This is a genomic window from Microbacterium testaceum (genome assembly GCF_001476285.1).
Taxonomy (GTDB): domain Bacteria; phylum Actinomycetota; class Actinomycetes; order Actinomycetales; family Microbacteriaceae; genus Microbacterium; species Microbacterium testaceum_B.
Genome location: NZ_LDRU01000049.1, coordinates 1 through 20,469, shown reverse-complemented (window position 1 = coordinate 20,469; position 20,469 = coordinate 1). Strand labels below are relative to the sequence as shown.

13 protein-coding genes are annotated in these 20,469 nt (G+C 70.4%); 7 read left to right on the top strand and 6 right to left on the bottom strand.

The window, feature by feature from the left end; translation table 11 throughout:
- On the bottom strand, positions 1-1,115 hold a 1,115-nt coding region (locus NS283_RS09520), incomplete at its 3' end, for a DEAD/DEAH box helicase (protein WP_058596628.1).
- A 150-nt stretch (positions 1,116-1,265) separates the two neighbouring features.
- Between NS283_RS09520 and NS283_RS09515 the strand changes: the two genes are divergently transcribed.
- Complete coding sequence (locus tag NS283_RS09515) at positions 1,266-1,982, top strand: ferritin-like fold-containing protein (RefSeq protein WP_058596627.1); 717 nt, start codon at positions 1,266-1,268, stop codon at positions 1,980-1,982.
- Between the two features lie 64 nt (positions 1,983-2,046).
- Here NS283_RS09515 and NS283_RS09510 read toward each other — a convergent pair whose 3' ends face one another.
- Together NS283_RS09510 and NS283_RS09505 are read right to left on the bottom strand one after the other, a co-directional pair.
- A complete protein-coding gene (locus tag NS283_RS09510) occupies positions 2,047-2,334 on the bottom strand; it encodes a hypothetical protein (protein WP_058596626.1) in 288 nt (95 codons plus the stop codon).
- A gap of 10 nt (positions 2,335-2,344) precedes the next feature.
- Positions 2,345-2,569 (bottom strand): DUF3107 domain-containing protein, encoded by a 225-nt coding sequence (locus NS283_RS09505; RefSeq protein WP_058596625.1) that lies wholly within the window; start codon positions 2,567-2,569, stop codon positions 2,345-2,347.
- Positions 2,570-2,769: 200 nt separating this feature from the next.
- Here NS283_RS09505 and NS283_RS09500 point away from each other — a divergent pair, with 200 nt between their 5' ends.
- Positions 2,770-5,892 (top strand): ATP-dependent helicase, encoded by a 3,123-nt coding sequence (locus tag NS283_RS09500; RefSeq protein WP_058596624.1) that lies wholly within the window; start codon positions 2,770-2,772, stop codon positions 5,890-5,892.
- Entirely contained in the window at positions 5,889-9,176 is a 3,288-nt protein-coding gene (locus NS283_RS09495; RefSeq protein WP_058596623.1) for an ATP-dependent DNA helicase, read from the top strand. Before NS283_RS09500 ends, NS283_RS09495 begins: the two co-directional genes overlap by 4 nt.
- 16 nt (positions 9,177-9,192) lie before the next feature.
- Here NS283_RS09495 and NS283_RS09490 read toward each other — a convergent pair whose 3' ends face one another.
- The gene (locus NS283_RS09490) at positions 9,193-10,620 is read right to left on the bottom strand and encodes a hypothetical protein (RefSeq protein ID WP_058596622.1); all 1,428 of its coding nucleotides are present in this window, start codon (positions 10,618-10,620) and stop codon (positions 9,193-9,195) included.
- 64 nt (positions 10,621-10,684) lie between these two features.
- On the opposite strand from NS283_RS09490, the gene nudC reads away from it, so the two are divergent.
- Together nudC and NS283_RS09480 are read left to right on the top strand one after the other, a co-directional pair.
- Positions 10,685-11,611 carry an NAD(+) diphosphatase gene (gene nudC, locus NS283_RS09485; RefSeq protein ID WP_081317351.1) on the top strand — a complete coding sequence of 309 codons (927 nt, stop codon included), beginning with the start codon at positions 10,685-10,687 and terminating at the stop codon, positions 11,609-11,611.
- On the top strand, positions 11,608-13,392 hold the full coding sequence (locus NS283_RS09480) for an ATP-dependent helicase (protein WP_058596621.1): 1,785 nt from the start codon (positions 11,608-11,610) through the stop codon (positions 13,390-13,392). Before nudC ends, NS283_RS09480 begins: the two co-directional genes overlap by 4 nt.
- 746 nt (positions 13,393-14,138) lie before the next feature.
- On the opposite strand, the gene NS283_RS09475 is transcribed toward NS283_RS09480, so the two are convergent.
- A complete protein-coding gene (locus NS283_RS09475; RefSeq protein WP_058596620.1) occupies positions 14,139-15,548 on the bottom strand; it encodes a zinc-dependent metalloprotease in 1,410 nt (469 codons plus the stop codon).
- Between the two features lie 126 nt (positions 15,549-15,674).
- Here NS283_RS09475 and NS283_RS09470 point away from each other — a divergent pair, with 126 nt between their 5' ends.
- Together NS283_RS09470 and NS283_RS09465 are read left to right on the top strand one after the other, a co-directional pair.
- The gene (locus NS283_RS09470; protein WP_058596619.1) at positions 15,675-16,814 is read left to right on the top strand and encodes a YlbL family protein; all 1,140 of its coding nucleotides are present in this window, start codon (positions 15,675-15,677) and stop codon (positions 16,812-16,814) included.
- Between the two features lie 42 nt (positions 16,815-16,856).
- Positions 16,857-19,769, top strand: coding sequence for a UPF0182 family membrane protein (locus NS283_RS09465; protein WP_193752659.1), 2,913 nt, complete (start codon positions 16,857-16,859; stop codon positions 19,767-19,769).
- A 292-nt stretch (positions 19,770-20,061) separates the two neighbouring features.
- On the opposite strand, the gene NS283_RS09460 is transcribed toward NS283_RS09465, so the two are convergent.
- Positions 20,062-20,469: UbiA family prenyltransferase (locus NS283_RS09460; protein ID WP_193752658.1), on the bottom strand; the 408-nt coding region annotated here is incomplete at its 5' end.

Below are 20,469 nucleotides of genomic sequence, written 5' to 3'. Positions count from 1 at the left end.
GTCTCGGTGGGCTCGGGCTGACCGAACTCGAGCGCGCGGTTGATGAGCGCCCACTTGTGCACGTCGTCCCAGTCGACGAAGGTCACGGCGATGCCGGTACGGCCGGCGCGGCCCGTGCGGCCCGCGCGGTGCAGGTAGGTCTTCTCGTCGTCGGGGATCGTGTGGTTGATCACGTGGGTGACGTCGTTGACGTCGATGCCTCGGGCGGCGACGTCCGTGGCGATGAGCACGTCTTTCTTGCCCGCCTTGAACGCGGCCATCGAGCGCTCCCGAGCCTCTTGGCTCATGTCGCCGTGGACGGCCGCGGCGTTGAAGCCGCGATCGCCGAGCTCGTCGACGAGCTTCTGGGCGGCGCGCTTCGTGCGCGTGAAGATGACGGCCTTCTCGCGTCCCTCGGACTGCAGGATGCGGGCGATGACCTCGTCCTTGTCGAGCGAGTGCGCGCGGTACACGAGGTGCTTGATGTTCGCCTGCGTGAGGCCCTCGTCCGGGTCGTTGGCCCGCATGTGGATCGGGTTCGACATGAAGCGGCGGGCGAGCGCCACGATCGGACCGGGCATGGTGGCCGAGAAGAGCTGCGTGTGACGCACGGCCGGAACCTTGGAGAAGATCTTCTCGATGTCGGCGAGGAAGCCGAGGTCGAGCATCTTATCGGCCTCGTCGAGGACGACCTCGGTCGCGTGCGAGAGGTCGAGCAGGCGCTGGTTGGCGAGGTCGATGAGGCGGCCCGGGGTGCCGACGACGATCTGCGCGCCGGCCTTGAGCTGGTCGATCTGGCCCTCGTACGCCTTGCCGCCGTAGATCGCGACGACGCTGGTGGGGCGGTTCGAGGTCAGCATGTCCATGTCTTCGTAGACCTGGACGGCCAGCTCACGCGTCGGGACCACGATGAGCGCCTTGACGCCGGGCTCGGGGTTCGGCCCGAGGCGCTGCACGACCGGGATGCCGAAGCCGAACGTCTTGCCCGTACCGGTCTTGGCCTGACCGATGATGTCCTGGCCGGGGAGGCCGAGGGGAATCGTCTGCTCCTGGATCGGGAAGGCCTCGGTGATGCCTTTGGATGCCAGGGCATCGACGATGTCCTGATCGACGCCGAGGTCGGCGAATGTCGTCATGAGCGTGCCTGTTCCGGCGGTGAGAAACCGCCTGGGGAGTCGGATCCACGCCCTCCACTCGTCCACAGGCGCGGGGCCCCGATCCATCGCCGGGGCGTGTCCACTCTACCCAACAGTGTTTCGCGCGCCCCCGACGCCTAGGCTGTAGGCGTGTTCGAGTGGTTCCGTCGTCGTCAGCGCCCGGTCGGTCGAACGCTGCAACTGCGCTCGCGCGGAGACCTCGGCGAGGCCCTGCGCGTCGATTTCGCGGAGCTCGCTCCCGAGATCGAGACCTTCCTCGGACAGGCCGCGTACCTGCAGCTCGGGTTCTTCGAGACGCTCAGCGAGCTCATCGCGCTCACGCCGGAGCTCGCAGAGAAGGAGTCGCTCTCGCGCGCGGCCGGCGCGGCGCTGATCAAGCATCAGGAGCTCGTGGGGCTGATCCGCGAGCGTGGAGCCGACCCGACGCAGCTCATGCTGCCGTTCCGCGAGTCGCTCGACGCGTTCCGGCGCAACACGCACGGGGTGCGTCCGCAGGAGACGATGCTGTCGGTCCACATCACGGCCGGCATGCTCGACGACTTCTACCTCGCGCTGTCGTCGAGCTACGGCGATACCGGCCGCCGCGTCGCGCGCATCCTGCAGGCGGACGACGACCGGCAGGCCATCGTCGACATCCTCGGCGCGGCGATCGAGAGCGACGAAGAGTGGCGCTGGCTGCTCGCGCTCTGGGGGCGGCGCCTGGTGGGGGACACCTTGCTCGTCGCGCGGGCCGCGCTGCGGCATCCGCGACTCGACCGGGCCGAAGAGGCGAAGGTGGAACCCGTGTTCACCGAGCTCATGGGCGCCCACGCGCGACGAATGGATGCCATGGGCCTGGCCGCCTGACACGACCGACCGATCCGTGCGCCCGGGGCGCGGACGGCTGTCGGCGGCGGAAGCTTCCGCCGACTCAGATGCCCAGGCGGGCGCGGTCGGCGTTGTCGCGCCGAAGGCGGACGCGGGACACCAACGGCACGAGCACGATGGTGGTCAGCACGGGGCCCGCGATCGCGGCGAGCCACAGGATCGGGGATTCGACGGTGAGCCCCGCCCACGTGAGGGCGGTCCACGTCACACCCGACGCCGCCGCACCCGCGAGGGGCGCCAGGGCGACCCCTCGGACGTCGCGGTGCGGCAGCGCGAAGTGGACGCCGAGGCCGATGACCGCCCCGATGATCAGGCCGAGGAGGATCTGCATGCGGCGGGTGTCAGGCGACGAAGCCCACGCGGCGGGACTCTTCGGTGCCCAGTTCGACGAAAGCGAGGTTCGCGGTCGGCACGATGTAGGAGTTGCCCTTGACGTCGGTGAACGTCACGTGGCTCGCGGAGCTGTCGAGGGCCGAAGCGACCGACGACTTCACGACATCGGAGCTCTCGTTGGTCTCGAAGCTCAGCTCGCGGCCGGTGTTGGTGATGCCGATGCGGATCTCCACGATGCGTCCTTTCCACCCGGGTCGCGGTCGGCCCGGCGTGCTCTTCGACTCTAGGGCAGCCCTCCGACACGGAGCCGCGCCCGAGGCGTCGCTTCGCGGATGGCGAACGCACGCGCGTGAAGACGCGGCGTGCGGGCGTGCGACCCGGTCCGGAGCGTCGGAGAAAGTCGATGTCGGAAGCCGCGGCTAGCGTGGAAGACATGCTCGATCGCGACACATCGCCGCCCGTCCTCGACCGGGATCAGCGCGAGGTCGTCGAGGGGGAAGCCGAGCGGAGCGGGGTCGTCGTCGGTGCGCCGGGGTCGGGCAAGACCTCGACGCTCGTCGCGCGCGTGCGGCATTTAGTGGAATCCGGGGTGGATCCGGACCACATCCTCGTCCTGACGCCGACACGGCCCGCGGCGACGGCGCTGCGTGACCCCCTCGCCCTCGCGGTGGGCCGGGCGACATCGGGAGCGCTGGCGCGTTCGCTGGCCTCGTTCGCCTTCCAGCTGGTGCGCGGAGCAGAGGTGCGCCGGGGCAACGAGCCGCCGCAGTTGCTGACCGGCGGAGACGAAGACCAGATCGTGAAAGACCTGCTCGACGGCGACGCCGCAGACGAGGCCGAGGGCTTCTCGCGCTGGCCGGACTGGCTCGGCCCCGCCATCCGGGCGACGCGTGGCTTCCGCGGCGACCTCCGTGCCTTCCTCGCGGAGTGCACCAATCTCGGTCTCAGCCCCGACGACCTGTCGGCTCTGGCCGAGCATCACGACGTGGAGGTGTGGGAGTCGCTGGCCTCGTTCACGCGCGAGTACCGCCACGTCCGGCGGCGGATGCGCGGTGCGCACCGTGACGCCGCCGATCTCGCGCGCGAAGCCGTCGGCATCCTGACCGAGGCGGTGCACGATCGCGAGATGCTGGGGCGGTTCGCGGCGCTCCGCTGCATCCTCGTGGACGATGCGCAAGAGCTCACCAGCGGTGGGGTCGACCTCCTGCGGGCGTGCCGTGCCCTCGGGAGCGGCGTGGTCGCGTTCGGCGATCCCGACGTCGGTTCGGGAGCGTTCCGCGGTGCGACGCCCGAGAACTTCGCGCGGCTCACCCGGGAGCTGGGAGACCTCGCGACGCTCGGAACGGTGCACAGGGGGACCCCCGAACAGGTCGATCTCGTGCGGACGGTGGCCGCGCGCATCGGTGCCGCGGGCATCGTGGCGCATCGGCGCGCCCCCGAGGGTGCGGCGCCTACCGGTTCCGTCCGCACATTCCTCTTGCGGTCCCCGGCCGAGGAGGCCGACGCGATCGCGCGCCTCCTGCGTGAACGTCATGTGCTCGACGGAGTGCCGTGGGGGGCGTGCGCCGTGATCGCCCACGATTCGCGGCAGGTCGCCGCACTCGAAGCAGAACTCGCCGCTCGAGAGGTGCCGGCACGGTCGAGCGGTCCGGGCGTCGCGCTCGGCGCCCAGCGCCCCGTACGCGATCTCGTCGCACTCGTCGAGTTGGGCGCGGCGGACCCCCTCGACTGGTCGCCCGAGTCGATCGGAGACGCGCTGCTCGGGACCTTCGGCGGCTTCGACCCCATCGAACTCCGTCGGCTGCGTACCGAACTCCGGCACCAAGAGCTGCAGGAGGGCGGTACCCGCTCGGCGGGGGAGGTCCTCGCGTCGGGCCTGCGGCATCCCCTCGAGTTCGCGTCGATCGACTCGCGGGAGGCACGCCGGGCGGCTCGGCTCGCGGAGACGCTCGCGGTCCTGCGGAGACAGTCGGCGGAGCACGCGACGGCGCACGAGCTGCTGTGGACGGCATGGGAGCGCAGCGGGCTCGCGCGGTCGTGGCGCGAGACGGCGCGCGGGCAGGGACCGCTCGCGGAGCAGGCGGATCGCGACCTGGACGCGGTCGTCGCGCTGTTCCAAGCGGCGAAACGCTTCACCGAACGCGAACCCGACGGAGAAGCGGCCGTCTTCCTCCGGGCGATCCTCGACAGCGATGTAGCCGAAGACCGCATCGAGCAGCCGGCGGTGATCGACGCCGTGCGCGTCCTCACGCCCGCGGCGGCCGCGGGAACCGCGTTCGACACCGTGATCGTCGCCGGCGTGCAGGACGGGATCTGGCCGAACACGCGCTTGCGTGGCGGACTGCTCGAGACGTGGCGTCTCGCCGACGCCGTGCAGTTCCCCGACCTGCCCGCGGCGGGCATGCTCGACCGCCGTCGCTCGGCGATGCACGACGAACTGCGGCTGTTCGTGCGCGCGATCTCTCGCGCCGGGACCCAGCTCATCGTGACCGCTGTCGACGACGACGACACCGGGCCGAGCGTGCTGTTCGAGATGCTGCCCACGCCGGAGCCGGCATCCGCGATTCCCGAGCATCCCCTGTCGCTGCGGGGACTCGTCGCCCGCCACCGTCGGGCGCTGACCTCGCCTCGCGTCCCGGCCGCGGAGCGTCGCCATGCCGCCGGTCAGCTCGCGCTGCTCGCCGCCGCCGACGTCGCGGGGGCCGCTCCCGAGCAGTGGTACGGCGTCGCGGCGCCCACGTCGACGGCACCCCTGCGAGACCTCACGCGCGAAGACGTGCGGGTCTCGCCCTCGCGGCTGCACACGCTCGAGGAGTGCGAGCTGAACTGGGTGATCGCCGACCTCGGCGGCGACCGCAGCGGCACGACGGCGGGCATCGGCACGATCATCCACGCGGCCCTCGAGACGGCGGCATCCACCTCCGAGGACGATCTCTGGGCGGTCGTCGAGGAGCGGTGGGGAGAGCTGGTCTTCGATGCCGCCTGGCGGGAGCGCGCCGAGCGGACGCGCGCACGCGACCTCGTTCGGCGCCTCGCGACGTATCTTCGTCGCTTCGACGATGCCGGGGGTCGGCTCATCGGCGCGGAGCGCCACTTCGAGGTTCCGATTCCGCTCGACGATGCGGGTGAACACGGTGCGGTGGTCAGTGGCGATATCGACCGCGTCGAGGTGACGGCATCCGGACAGGTGGTGATCGTCGACCTCAAGACGGGGAAGAACGAACCGCAGACGGATGCCAAGGTCGCCGACAACCCGCAGCTGGCGGCGTACCAGTTGGCGTTCGCTTCGGGGGCGATCGAGAACACCGAAGGACTGACGCCCGGCGGCGCGAAACTCCTGGTCCTGCGGCCGAGTGCGGTCACGAAGGACTACGCCGAGCCCCTCCAGCCGCCGTTCGACGACCAGGCGCACACCGCCTTCGTCGAGCGCGTGCAGAGGGCCGTGGGCGTGATGAGGGGCGGAACGTTCGCCGCGCCCTACGAGGTGCATTGCCGCGACGAGTTCTCTTACGGACTCTGTCGCATCCACACGGTGTCGGCGGTGAGCGCCTCGTGAGCCCGACACTCTCCGCGGCGACGATCGCCGCGGCACTGGGGCAGTTCCCGCCCACGCCCGAGCAGACTGCCGTCATCGAATCGCCGCTGGCCCCGGCGCTCGTCGTGGCCGGAGCGGGAAGCGGAAAGACCGAGACGATGGCGGGGCGCGTCGTCTGGCTGGTCGCCAACGGCATCGTCCGTCGCGATGAAGTGCTCGGCCTGACCTTCACGCGCAAGGCGGCGGGCGAACTGGCCGAACGCATCCAGCGGCGCCTGCAGAGGCTCTGGGAGTTCGAGACGCGCGGTCTTCTGCCCCTGCTGCCACGCCTGCATGCTGCCGGGCGCCTCGCGATCTTCGCCGAGCCCGCCGCGCGAGAGGGAGCGCGGGGCGACACGGCGCGACGCGAGGTCCTCGATGCCCTCGCCGACGAGTTCGCGGCACTCGCCACGGGCGACGGCGACGGCGACCAGCTGCTGCACCGTCCGACCGTCTCGACCTACAACAGCTTCGCCGATTCGCTCGTTCGAGAGCACGGGCTGCGGATCGGGCGCGACGCCGAGTCCGCGATCCTCTCCGAGTCCGCGGCGTGGCTCCTGATGCGACGAGTGGTCCTCATGTCCGACGACCCGCGTCTCGAGGAGCGGCAGGAGTCGCCCCGCACCTTGATCGACGCCGCGCTGCGCATCGCGCGCGACGGAGTGGACAACCTCGTCGACCTCGAACGCCTCGCCGCCTTCCCCGATGAGTTCTGCCGTATCGTCGAACGACCCTCCACTTCCGCGCGCGTCACCGTCTACAAAGACGTCGCCGATGCGGCCGCGCGCGTGTCCGCCCTCGGTCTGCTCGCGACGCTCGCCGCGGATTACGACCGTGAAAAGACCCGGCTGGGTGTCATGGACTTCGCCGATCAGGTGGCCGGTGCGCTGCGGATCGTCCGAGAGCACCCCGCCGTCGTGTCCGAACTGCGGTCGCGTTACCGTGTCGTTCTCCTCGACGAGTACCAGGACACGTCGGTCGTCCAGACCGATCTGCTCTCGACCCTCTTCGCGGGCACGGGCGTGATGGCCGTCGGCGACCCCCATCAGGCGATCTACGCGTGGCGCGGCGCGAGCGCCGGCAATCTGGGCGGATTCCCCGCCGCGTTCTCTCCGGACGGGGGATGCCGACACTTCTCGCTGCTGACCAGTTGGCGCAACAGCGCGCGCGTCCTCGACGCCGCCAACGCCGTCCTCGCTCCGCTCGCGAACCGATCGCCCATCGCGGTCGAGGCGCTCCGTGCGCGCCCGGGCGCGCCCGACGGCCTCGTCGAACTCGTCTTCGAGAACGATCTCGACACCGAGGCGGATCGCGTCGCGTCATGGTTCGCCGGCGTTCGCGCCGCGCGTCAGGCTCAGAATCTCGGCACGACCGGAGCGATCCTGTTCCGCAGCAAGAAGCACATGGTGCGTTTCGGCGACGCGCTCGGCCGCCGTGGCATCCCGCACCGGATCCTCGGGCTCGGCGGCCTGCTGACGACGCCCGAGGTCGTCGACGTCGTGTCCGCCCTGCGCGTGATCAGCGACCCCGAGGCGGGTTCCGCGCTGATCCGCCTGTTGTCCGGACCGCGGTGGGCGGTGGGGTTGGCGGATCTGCGCGCGCTCGCCCAGCTCGCGCGGCGTCTCGCCACGCACGACGTGGCTCTGCGTCCGCTCGAGCGCGACGTCGTCGAACGGCTGCGAGCCACGCCCGGCGGGGACAGCGCGTCTCTCGTCGATGCGCTCGACTTCATCGCCCGGCAGAGCGACGATCACGGTTGGCTCTCCGACATCACGCCGGAAGGGCGCTCGCGTCTGCGTGAGGCCGGGGCGGTCTTCGCGGGCCTGCGCCGAAGCATCGGCGCCCCCATCCCCGAACTCATCCGCTTGATCGAAGCCGAACTCCGCCTCGACATCGAGCTTGCCGCCAACGAATCGCGCGGACCCGCGCGCATCGCCTCGGCCCAGTTGCGCGCGTTCGTCGACGAGATCCGTGGGTTCCTCGCCGCCGACGAGTCCGGTTCGGTGACGAGCCTCTTGGCGTGGCTCGACCACGCCGAACAGGCGGACGAGTTCGCGCCGCGCACCGAGCCGCCCGAGGACGACGTGGTCCAGCTCCTGACGATCCACGGGTCCAAGGGGCTGGAGTGGGATGCCGTCGCGGTCGTGCGTCTGGTGACCGACGAGCTTCCGTCGCTGCCGCGCGACACCAAGGGGTGGTTGGGGTTCGGCATCCTGCCCTCCGACTTCCGCGGCGACGCGGCGTGGCTGCCCGTTCTCGGGTGGAGGGGTGCCGAGACACAGCAGGAGCTGAAGGCGGCCATCGACGACTTCGTCGCCGCGAATCGCGCGCGCCAGCTCGATGAGGACCGTCGCCTGGCGTACGTCGCCTTCACCCGCGCGCGCGACCACCTCCTGCTGTCGGGGTCGACGTGGTCGGGCACGAAGAAGCCGCGCCGGCCGAGCGTGTTCCTCGACGAGGCCGCAGAGGCCCTGGAGCTCGATCTCGTGGTGGACGACGCGGGAGAAGACCCGTACGACGGGGAGCGGCGCCTGCTGCAGTGGCCGCTCGACCCCCTCGGCTCGCGTCGCACGGCCGTGACGGCTGCGGCCGCGGACGTCGCCGCCGCGCGGAGTGCGGCGCCGGTAGAGCCGGATGCGGACCTCGCGCTGCTCCTCGCCGAGCGTGCCGCGCGCTTGCGACCGCTCCACGCCCCGGCACCGACGCGTATCCCCGCGTCACGTTTCAAGGACTTCGTCGCCGACTACGGCGCCGCAGTCGACGAGGTCCGACGGCCGATGCCTGAGCGTCCGTACCGGCAGACGCGTCTCGGAACGCTGTTTCACGCCTGGGTCGAGCAGCGCTCAGGACTCGTGGGCGCCGGCGTCGGCTTGGACGACGGAGCCCTGTGGGATGACGACGACATCGGAGCGTCGGCCGCCGATGCGGCGGAGCTCGAGCGGTTGCGCGAGTGTTTCGAACGGTCCGAATGGGCGACCCTCCAGCCGCTCGAGGTCGAGACCGAGATCGATTTCGTCACGCGACGCCTCGACGGCCGCGAACACGTCGTGATCTGCAAGCTCGACGCGGTGTACCGACGCGGGGACCGCTACGAGATCGTCGACTGGAAGACGGGGAAGCCCCCGGCCACGGCCGAGGACCGGCGGTCCCGCATGGTCCAGCTCGAGCTCTATCGGGAGGCGTATCACGCGAAGCACGGCATTCCGCTCGATGCGATCGACGTCGCGCTGTTCTACGTCGGAGACGAGCTGGTCCTCCGCGGGTGACCTGCGCGCGGTGCGCTCAGACGTTGTCCCCCGTCACGCCCCAGCGACGCAGGGCCGCGCGACTCGCCCGCGCGGCGTCTTCCTCGTCGTCGTGTCCCACGGCGTCGTCCGCGGCGGCGGCGTCAGCGTCGTCAGCTGCCGCGGCGTCGCCGCGAACGTCGAGTCCGGGGGCGTCCTGGTCCGAAGACTCGGCGTCCGACCGGTCTGTGCGCCACGGCGCGTCGGTCCACCCGTCGAGGTCGATCGGCGCGGTCGGACCGGGTTCCTCGCTGAGGGCCGGGGGCAGATCCACAGCGTCGGGTGGAGTCGTCCCCCGGGGGAAGTCATCGTCGGCGAGAGCGGCGGCGAGACCCGCGGCCGCAGCCTCGCGGTCACGCTCCGCGGAGAGGTAGAGCGAAAGGGCCTCGGGATCGTACGCGTCGGTCTGCATCGATGTGTCGACGCCCCCGATCACCGCCGGGGGGACCTTCTCGACGAGGGCGAGCGCGTCGTCGATGTCCGTGCGCGAGTCGGCCACGATGTGGTCGCCTCGAACCCCCTCGACCAGCGCCTCCAGGAGGGCGACGGCGTCCGACACGACGGCCGCGTCGCCGGCGTCGTACCCGTGGACGAGCCAGCGCGCGAACTCGAGCTCGGCGTACAGGCGCGCTCTCTCGCGGAGAAGAGCGTCGGGGGAGCGGTCACCGGCGGCGGTATAGCCGGCGAAGACATCGTCAGCGGCAAGGGGCGCGGATGCCAGCCACCGCAGGTCGACGGCGGGATCGCCGACGCTCAGCCCCGACCACTCGAGCACACCGGTCACGTGCGGGATCTCGTCGTCGTCGTCTTCCAGCAGGATGGAGGAGCTCGTCGCACCCCCGAGGACCACGGCCGATTCGAAGCGCCACAGCTCGTCTTCTCGGAGCGCCTGCCTCCATCGCAGCATGAGACCGTCGGGAACGCGGTCCGTGCCGTCGGCGCGGTCGAGCAGGCGGGCCGTGTCGTCGCGCACCTGCTCGGGGGAGCGGACCGGAAGGCCGTCGGTGCGGACGATCGAAACGGGGAGCGCGTGAATGGCCGCGAAGGCACCGCCGATGGCCGGAGCGTAACCGGGACCCTTCGGCAGGTGCGCCGGGTCGATGCGATAGCCCTCGAGGTGGGTCGTGACGAGGACGCGGTCGATGCCGGATCCGTTCTCGCCGAGCACTTCGGGAACGGCGAAGGGGAGGAGGGCCCGCACCCCGGGGGTCAGGGCGTGCAGCGCGCGAGACTCGGCGGCGAGGTCTGATGCGAACTCCTCCGCTGAGGGGCGGCGCACGACAGCGGTCCGTCCGTCGTCGAGATGGACGAGCGCGGCGTCGAAGCGGCCCGCGGCGTTCTCGGTGAGCGCTCCGACGCGCGTCACGCCGATCCGGGGGAGGGCCGCCGTCACCGACGCGGCTAGAGTGAGGGGCGAGCGGGCCATGCACCCAGGGTAGGTCGCGTGCTCGCTCCTTCCCCTTGCGCCACGCCCTTGAGAGAGGTGTTCGATGCCGCTGCCCGTCCCGGTGCCGCCCGATTCCCCGTCTCCCGCTCGCTGGCCGGGCGGCGCGCTCGACAGGCGCGGTGACGAGCGCGCCGCCGAGGATCTCGTGTCGCGCGAGCGCGCGGCATCCGGAACCCGTGTTCTCGCCGTACGGGGGGACGCGACGCCCGTCGACGATGGGCGTTTGGCACTACTCCGCACCGATGATGTCGGGCAGACGATCGAGTGGGCCTTTCTGGGGCGCGACGACAACGATGACGCCCTTCTTCTCGCCGTCATCGATGACGACGACGACCTGCACCTCTCCCCGTCTGTCGAGTGGGGCAGACTCCGGAGCATCGGGGGCGATCTGCCCGCGGACGAGTCGGAGATCTTCGCCACCGCGGTGGCCCTCGCCGGGTGGCTGCGCGACGCGCCGTTCTGCCCTGCGTGCGGAACGCGCACCGAGCTTCGTCATGCCGGGTGGTCGCGCCACTGTCCTCGCTGCGGACGGGAGCACTTCCCGCGCACCGACCCCGCGGTGATCGTGCTGCTCTCGTCGGCGACCGATCCCGACCGAATCCTCCTCGGTGCGAACGCCGCGTGGGGTGGGGGTCGGTACTCGTGTTTCGCCGGTTTCGCGGAAGCCGGCGAGTCACTGGAGGACGCGGTCGCGCGCGAGATCCTCGAGGAGGCCGGAGTACGCCTGCAGGACGTGCAGTATCGCGGCTCGCAGGTGTGGCCCTACCCGCGCTCGCTCATGCTCGGTTTCCGTGCCCGCATCCTCGACGACACCGAGGTCCGCGCCGACGGCGAGGAGATCGTCGAGGTCCGCTGGTTCGATCGGGAGCAGATCGGCGCGGCGCTGCGCGGGGAGGATGCCGTGCAGTTGCCGGGAACCTCCTCCATCGCCCGTCGACTGATCGAGGACTGGTACGGGGGCGCCGCGTGACCTCCGACGCGCTCGACGGACTCGACGAGCACCAGCTGGAGGCGGCACGCGCGCTGCGCGGGCCCGTCTGCGTGCTGGCCGGGGCGGGAACCGGAAAGACCCGCGTGATCACGCGCCGCATCGCGCACGGTGTCGACACGGGTGCTTATTCGCCGCAGCGAGTGATGGCCGTCACCTTCACGGCGAAGGCCGCCGGGGAGATGCGCGGACGGCTGCGCGCCCTGGGAGTGAGCGGGGTGTCCGCTCGCACCTTTCACGCCGCTGCTCTCGCTCAGGTGAACTACTTCTGGCCGACGCTGGCCGCCGACCAGGCGCCGTCGATCATCGACAACAAGGTGCGCATGCTCGCTCACGCCGCGGACGGCATCGGGCTCGCTCCCGACACCGCGACCCTGCGCGATGTGGCCGCGCAGATCGAGTGGCGCAAAGTGACGATGCGATCCATCGAGCAGTACGCCGCGGCGCGTCCCGACGGGGTCGGACGACTTCGCGTGGAACAGGTCGTCGACCTTCAGCGGGCGTATGAGAAGTTGAAGGACGAGCGGCGGCAGATGGACTTCGAGGACGTCCTCCTCACCTGCGCCGGAATGATCGAGGCGGAGCCCCGCGTGGCCGCGGCGGTTCACGAGCAGTATCGGCATTTCACCGTCGATGAGTTCCAGGACGTCTCGCCCCTGCAGAACCGTCTGCTCGAACTCTGGCTCGGCGATCGGCGTGATCTGTGCGTCGTCGGTGACGCGAGCCAGACGATCTACTCCTTCACCGGGGCCGACGCACGCTACCTCCTCGAGTTCGACCGGACGTACGACGACGCCCGCGTCGTTCGGCTCGAGCGCAACTACCGCTCCACCGGCGCGGTGCTCGCGGTGGCGAACGACCTCATGCGCGGCCGAGCCGGTGCCCTCGAGCTCGTCGCGGCGCGCGATGGCGACGCCTCCGTGCCCGCGGCGCGCGATGGCGACGACCCCCTCCCCGCGGTACGCGCGTACGACGATGACGAAGCCGAGGCCGCCGGGATCGCCGCCGAGGTCGCCGGGATCATCGCCGCCGGTGCCGATCCCGACAGCATCGCGATCCTCTACCGCTCGCACGCGCAGTCCGCGGTCGTCTTGAACGCCCTCGCCTCTCGAGGAATAGCGGCCACGGTGCTCGGCGGCCGCAAGTTCTTCGACATGCCGGAGGTGCGACAGGCCCTGATGGCTCTGCGAGCCGCTTCCGTCGCTCCGGTGGAGACGGGCTTTCTGGCGACGGTCCGCGACGTCCTGCGCGGGGTCGGGCTGACGGATGATCCGCCGCAGGCGGGCGGGGCGCTCCGCGATGGCTGGGAGGCTCGCGCGGCGCTGCTTCGTCTCGCAGAGGAAGCGGCTCCCGGCACCGACCTGCGCTCGTTCACCGACGATCTGCAGGCGAGGGCGCGCGACCAGCACGAGCCCGCGACACGCACGGTCACCCTTTCGACGCTGCACGCGGCGAAAGGACTGGAGTGGGATCACGTCTTCCTCATCGGCGTGAGCGAGGGCCTTCTCCCCATCTCGTACGCCACAACCTTCGAAGCCGTCGACGAGGAGCGTCGTCTCGCTTACGTCGGTGTCACGCGAGCGGCCCGCTCGCTGACGGTGAGCTGGGCTCGAGGTCGTGGCCGGGCGGATCGGGAGCCGTCGCGTTTCCTTCGAGAGATCGGCACCGGCAGTCTTCGCTCGGCCGATGGTCTTCCCAGACACGCCGGAGCGAGTCGACGCGCAGGCGCAGCGAGCGGGACGGGACGCCCGGTCGTGCGCTGAGCAGGTGCCGAGCGGCGCGGCCCGCCTCCGCGGCCAAAGCGACATCGGCGGTCGCGCACCGCCGAGCGAGTAGTTGCGCCGCGAGAAGCGGCCATGAACCGTCGAGGCGCTGGGCCGTGGCATCCAGACACGACAAGCACGCCGTGCGTCCGGGGTGGACGACGGGACCGATGGTCGCGCTTGATCCGTCGAGAACCAGGGGCAGGTGCACGACACCCTCGCGGAGCAGGGTCGATGCCCGGCGAGGATCCACGCGATGCGCCGCGAGGAGCACGACGCGCGAGCCGGCCGCGACCGGCGCCGTGTCGGCGCCCGCCCACGCGACGAGCCGACTCCGCGCCGGCAGGGCGGCGAGCACCGCGCGGACGACGGCCGTGGGCAGGTCGTCGGCGGTCTGCACCACGAACGTCCCGGGGCGTCGGGAGCGCACGAGCGCGGGGGAGAGCGCCGTGAGCAGCGCATCGGCGTCGGCGTCGGCGTTCGGAGCGCGATGCAGGCGTGCGAGCGCGCGGAGCTCGCTGCGCGTCGTCCCCGCTTCGAGGGCGTCGATCGCGCGTTCCATCCACGGCGCCGAGTGCTCGACGCGGGCGCGGGCGGGCGCGCCGAACTGCACGGTTCCGTCGGAGCGGAAGAGCGGGGGAGCGGCCTGGTCGAGTCGGATCATCCACCGATGATCTCGGGCTCTCGGGTGCCGCCCCCGCCTGTCCACACGCCACACGACCTCCCCGGCGGTTGGGGAGGAAGAGTCAGACCGGGCGCTGGTCGCCCGGTGTCCCCTCGTCGCCGTCGGACTCCTCACGGCCCGGAGCGCCGTCACGGTCACGGTCGGCGAGATTCTCCTCCGCCAGCAACTGGGCGAGCGCGTCGTCCATGGCATCCGTCGGGGCGGCCTCGCCGCGCGACGCGGCGACGACCCGTTCCACCAGGCGTGCCGGATCGTCGATGTCCTCTGCCGACGGCATGAGGTCGGGGTAGTCCCAGAGGGCGTCACGGCCGGCCACGCCGACCGCGTCGGTGACGGCGCGCCACATCGCCGCGGCCTCGCGCATACGGCGCGGGCGCAGTTCCAGCCCGACGAGCGAACCGAGAGCCTGCTCGGCGGGACCGCCCACCGCGCGACGGCGTCGCACCGCCTCGGCGATACGTGCTGCGGCGGGCAGGCGGGACGTCGCGTCCTCCGTGACGACGTCGACCCAGCCCTCGATGGTGGCGAGCAGGTTCTCGAGGCGCGTCAGCGCCGCGGTCTGCTCCTCGGAGCGCGCGGGCAGCAGTGCACCGCTCTCCAACGCGCTGCGGAGCTCCTCGGGCTGCGAGGGGTCGAACCGCGACGCGAGGTCTTCGAGGGCGTCGGTGTCGACGCGGATACCGTGCGCGAAATCGCGCACCTGGGAGATCACGTGCAGTCGCAGCCAGCGCGCGTGCCGGAAGAGACGTGCGTGGGCGAGTTCGCGCGTCGCGAGATACAGCGCGAGCTGATCGTCGGGGATCTCGAGATCGCGACCGAAATCGGCGAAGTTCTGCGGCAGGATCGCGGCTTCGCCGTCGGGCATGACCGGGATGCCGACATCTCCACCGCCGACAACCTCGGTGGAGAGCCGACCCACGACGTGGCCGAGCTGCGTCGCGAACAACGAACCGCCGACGGTGCGCATCAGGCGACCGGCTCCCGCGATCATCTCTTGCATGTCGTCGGGAGCCTGCTGGCCCAGAGCGTCGGTGAGCGCGTCGGCGATGCTCGTCGCGACGGGCTCGGCGAGCTCTTGCCACACGGGCAGGGTCGCGCTGACCCAGGCGCCACGCGTGACGGCGCGAGCGGGCTGCGGGAGGTCGGCGATGTTCGTCGCCTCGCCGAGCCAGAGGTTCGCCAGCGCGAAGGCCTGCGACAGGTCGCTGCTCTGGCCCGAGGTGACGCCCAGCCCGTCCTGGTTGGCGATGTGCAGGGCCTGGCGTTCGGCCAGGCTCCAGTCCACGCCGTCCTGGGTGCCCGCGAACGCGCCCTGCAGCTGGCTCATCACGGCCTGCAGCATCGCGGGGTCGATCTGCATGCCCGACAGTCGGGAGAGCTGTTCGGGATCGATGCCGGTCATGTCGCCCGACATCAGGCGACGCATGAGCTCCTGGAACTCTTCTTCAGGGTTCCGGTCGTCGTCTGCCACTTCTTCGCCTCTCAGCCAGGTCAAGGGGAACGGGATCTACGCTAGTCGCACGTTTCCTCGCTCTCCCCGGCTCGGCTCCACGCCGCTTACGCCGCGCGCGAACGATCCCCGGTAAAGGTAGGACCCGTGACCCTGTTCGACGAGAACGTCTCCGTCGTGCCCGCTCCCGCACGCCGACGGTCGCGCACCACCCTGTTCGGGTTGTGGTCCCTCGCCGTCGCGGTCGTCGTGCTCTTCGTGCTCACCTTCCTGCCGACGGCGTACGTGATCCAACAGCCCGGACCGGTGCTCGACACGCTCGGAACGTCGAAGAACGCCGACGGCGTCGATGTGCCCCTCATCTCCGTGCCGAACGAGAAGAACGATCCCACGACGGGCCAGCTCGACCTTCTCACCGTCCAGGTCAATGGCAACCGCGAGCGCCGACCCTCGTGGATCGAACTGGCGGCCGCGTGGTTCGACCCCTCCCGCGCGGTCATCCCGATCGACCGGATCTTCCCCGAGGGGCAGACGACGGAGCAGCGCAACACCGAGAACGCGGACTTGATGTCGGACTCACAGCTCGAGGCTTCGGCGGCGGCGTTGCGCCAGCTCGGATACGACGTCCCCCAGGTTATCTCGGTGGCAAGCGTCACCGCGGACGGTGCTGCCGCGGGTCTGCTCGAGGCGGGCGACGTCATCGAGTCCGTCGACGGAACCGCCACCCCGACGGCGGACGACGTCAAGGCCGCCATCCAGGCCGCGGGCGGTCAGCCCGTGACCTTCGGGATCGACCGGGACGGCACACCGACGACCGTGACCGTCACCCCGCGGCAGGGCGATGTCAATGGACAGCAGCAGTGGCTCGTCGGCATCTCGCTCGCCCTCGGATTCGACCTCCCCGTCGACGTCAAGATCCAGCTCAACGACATCGGCGGCCCGAGCGCGGGCATGATGTTCGCGCTCGGCATCATCGACAAGATGTCGCCCGGCGACCTCACCGGCGGCCAGCACATCGCCGGCACCGGCACGATCGACGAGCAGGGGCAGGTCGGTGCGATCGGCGGCATCCGTCAGAAGCTCTACGGGGCTCGGGATGCCGGTGCAACCTGGTTCCTCGCCCCGTCGGCGAACTGCAACGAGGTCGTGGGTCATGTGCCGAACGGCATCCGGGTGTTCTCGGTGTCGACACTCTCTGACTCCCTGAAGGTGCTGGAGACGATTCGCGACGGCGGCGACCTCGACGCCCTGCCGACCTGCGAGGCGGGCAACAGCACGGGATCGTAGTATCCACGGCTCACCCACAGTGGTCGCGCCTAGGATGAGGTGGTGACCACGACCTCAGCGCCGAACCAGGCCACGCCGCCGAACCGCTCCCGACGAATCATCTCGATCAGCTTGGCGATCATCGCCGCGTTGGTGGTGGCCTTCTTCGTCTTCGCGAACCTCTACGCCGACTGGATGTGGTTCGCCCAGCTCGGGTTCACGACCGTGCTGACCACGCAGTGGATCGCGCGGGCCGTGATGTTCGCCGTCGGGTTCGTCGCGATGGCCGTGCCGGTATGGGCGGCGATCCAGCTGGCCTACCGGCTGCGTCCCGTCTACGCGCGGCTGAGCTCTCAGCTCGACCGCTACCAGGAGGTCGTCGAGCCCCTGCGGCGCCTGGCGATGTGGGGGATCCCGATCTTCTTCGGCTTCTTCGCCGGCTTCGCGGCATCCGCGCAGTGGGAGACGACCTGGCTGTGGGCGAACGGGGTGCAGACCGCGGTGACCGACCCGCAGTTCGGTCTCGACACCGGGTTCTACATGTTCGCGATGCCGTTCTACACGGCGGTCCTGGGCTTCGCGTCCGCCGTCGCGCTCGTCTCGCTCCTTCTGACCGCCGTGGTGTCCTACCTCTACGGATCCGTTCGCGTGGGCCAGCGTGAGCTGCGCATCTCGAAGGCCGCGCGCATCCAGCTGGCGGTCCTCGCCGGTCTCTACCTGCTCCTGCAGGGCGCCAGCCTCTGGCTCGACCGCTACCGCACGCTCATCCAGCCCGACGACCGCATCACGGGCCCGGGCTATGTGGGTGCGAACGCGGTGATCCCCGGCCAGACGATCCTGGCGATCGCCGCGGTGATCGTGGCGTTGGCCTTCTTCGTCACCGCGTTCATCGGCCGGTGGCGCTACCCCCTGATCGCGACAGCGCTGCTCGTCGTTTCGGCGATCGTCGTCGGTGCTGCGATCCCGTGGGCGGTGAACACGTTCCAGGTGCGACCGAACCAGCTGTCGCTCGAGAGCCAGTACTACCAGCGCAACCTCGACAGCACGAAGACCGCGTACGGCATCGACAAGGTCGAGAAAGAGAACTTCGAGGCGACGACGACGGCGCAGGCCGGTCAGTTGCGCAACGATGCGGCATCCACCGCCCAGCTGCGCATCATGGACCCGGCCATCATCGGCCCTACGGTCCGCCAGCTAGAGCAGTACCGCTCGTACTACCAGTTCGCGGAGCCGCTCGACGTCGACCGCTACCAGATCAACGGGCAGAGTCAGGATGCCGTCGTGTCGCTCCGAGAGCTGAACACGAGTCAGCTCGGCGACGCCAACTCGTGGCAGAACTCCACCCTCGTGTACACGCACGGGTACGGCATGGTGGCCGCCGCCGGAAACGAGCGCACGGCCGACGGCGACCCCGTCTTCCTCGAGCGGGCGATCCCGGGAACGGGCTTCCTCACGGACCTGAACTACGAGCCACGCGTGTACTTCGGTGAGCAGTCGCCGCAGTACTCGATCGTCGGCGGACCCGAGGGCGGCGAAGACATCGAGCTCGACTACCCGCTCGGCGCCGACGGAGGCACCGAGACGCGCACCACGTTCCGCGGGAACGGCGGTCCGAGCGTCGGCAACGTCTTCAACCGCCTCATCTACGCGCTGAAGTTCCAGTCGGAACAGATCCTCTTCTCGGACTACGTCAACGCGGACTCGCAGATCCTCTACGACCGCAACCCCAAGGAGCGCGTTCAGAAGGTCGCCCCCTACCTGACGCTCGACAGCGACCCGTACCCGACCGTGGTCGACGGGCGCATCAAGTGGGTCGTCGACGGGTACACGACGAGTGCGAACTACCCGTACTCGACCGGTGTGTCGCTGTCGCGCGCGATCGCCGACTCGAACAATCCGGCTCCGACGTACGCACTGGATGACATCAACTACATCCGCAACTCGGTGAAGGCGACGGTCGACGCGTACGACGGCAGTGTGACCCTCTACGCGTGGGACGACCAGGACCCGGTCCTCCAGACCTGGCAGAAGATCTACCCGTCGACGCTGCAGCCCTGGAGCGAGATGTCGGCAGACCTGATGAGCCACGTGCGCTACCCGACCGACCTCATGAAGGTGCAGCGGTCGATGCTCGGCGTGTACCACGTCGACGATGCCCGGTCCTTCTTCCAGCAGGACAACCGGTGGGCGACGCCGAACGACCCGCAGAACGCGAACGAGCTCCAGCCGCCGTACTACCTGACGATGAAGATGCCGAGTCAGGACGCGCCGTCGTATTCGATGTTCACGAGCTTCATCCCGGCGTCCCAGGGTGGTCAGGCGCGCAACGTGCTCACGGGCTATCTCGCGGTCGATTCCAACGCCGGTGACGAGAAGGGCACGAAACGCGACGACTACGGGCGATTGCGCATGCTCGTGATCGACGCGGCGACGACGGTGCCCGGCCCCGGCCAGGTGCAGAACACGTTCGACTCGGATACGAACGTGTCGTCGCAGATCAACATCCTCCAGCAGGGGCAGTCGCAGGTGCTCAACGGCAACCTGCTGACGCTCCCCGTGGGCGGTGGTCTGCTCTACGTGCAGCCCGTGTTCGTGCAGTCGTCCGGTGACACGAAGCTGCCGCAGCTCCGCCGCGTCCTGGTCGCCTTCGGCGACAAGATCGCGTTCGAGAACACGCTGAGCGAGGCGCTCGACGCCCTCTTCGGCGGAGACTCCGGGGCCGACACGGGAGATGAGTCCGTGACCCCGACGGATCAGGCGGAGAACCCGACTCCGTCGACTCCGACCGCCCCGGCCGGTGACTACGCCGCGGCGCTGCAGGAAGCGCGCGACGCGCTGACGGCGCGCCAGCAGGCGCTCTCGAGCGGAGACCTCTCGGCCTTCGCCACGCAGGACGCGCGACTCACCGCAGCGGTCCAGCGCCTGCTCGAGCTCCAGGCCCCGTCCTCGGGGAGCACCGAGAACCAGGGCGGCTGACGCCCGGTCCACGGCGAACGCCGGTGCCCCGCTTCCGCGGGCACCGGCGTTCGCCGTTCGCGCCGCGCCCCGCCTCGCGCGGCCCCGTGCGCCGGCATCGGCCCCGCGCCCCGGCATCCATCACTCCCGTCGAGTGTCCAAGACACGCCGCAACCGGCACCGGGATAACGGCGTGTCTTGGACACTCGACGGGGATGCCACCGCACGCGTCGGGCATCGCAATCGCCGGGCGCCGCGTGCGCCGGGCATCGCGAGCGCCGGGCACGCGAGCTCGGCGGCCCCGACCGGCCGGTCAGGCCGTCAGGAACCACCACCAGATCAGCAGCATCGTCGTGCCGAAGCCGGCGATCTGGTTCAGCCAGAGGAAGCGGTTCCACCCGGCGGTCGCGCGGTCGCTCTCGGCATCCGTGACGTTCCGGTACGGCCAGCAGACGACGAGGTAGGGGATCACCAGCACACCCGCCAGGGGACCGGGCCACGCGGTGAACAGCATCGCCACGCCGGCGAGGGCGTAGGCGACCAGGGCGAAGCGCACGGTCCAGCGCGCACCCCGAGCCGTGGCGATCGACGAGATGTCGGCGGCGCGGTCGGCCTCGACGTCCTGCACCGCGCCGAAGGCGTGCGATGCGATTCCCCACAGCGCGAAGGCGACGAACACGAACACGAGCTGCCACGTCCAGGTCGCACCGGCGAGCACGAG

Bases quoted from the DNA above. Each gene is read 5' to 3' on its own strand.
- NS283_RS09490 (WP_058596622.1), bottom strand. From the start codon at position 10,620: ATGGCCCGCTCGCCCCTCACTCTAGCCGCGTCGGTGACGGCGGCCCTC.
- NS283_RS09500 (WP_058596624.1), top strand. From the start codon at position 2,770: ATGCTCGATCGCGACACATCGCCGCCCGTCCTCGACCGGGATCAGCGC.
- NS283_RS09510 (WP_058596626.1), bottom strand. From the start codon at position 2,334: ATGCAGATCCTCCTCGGCCTGATCATCGGGGCGGTCATCGGCCTCGGC.
- nudC (WP_081317351.1), top strand. From the start codon at position 10,685: ATGCCGCTGCCCGTCCCGGTGCCGCCCGATTCCCCGTCTCCCGCTCGC.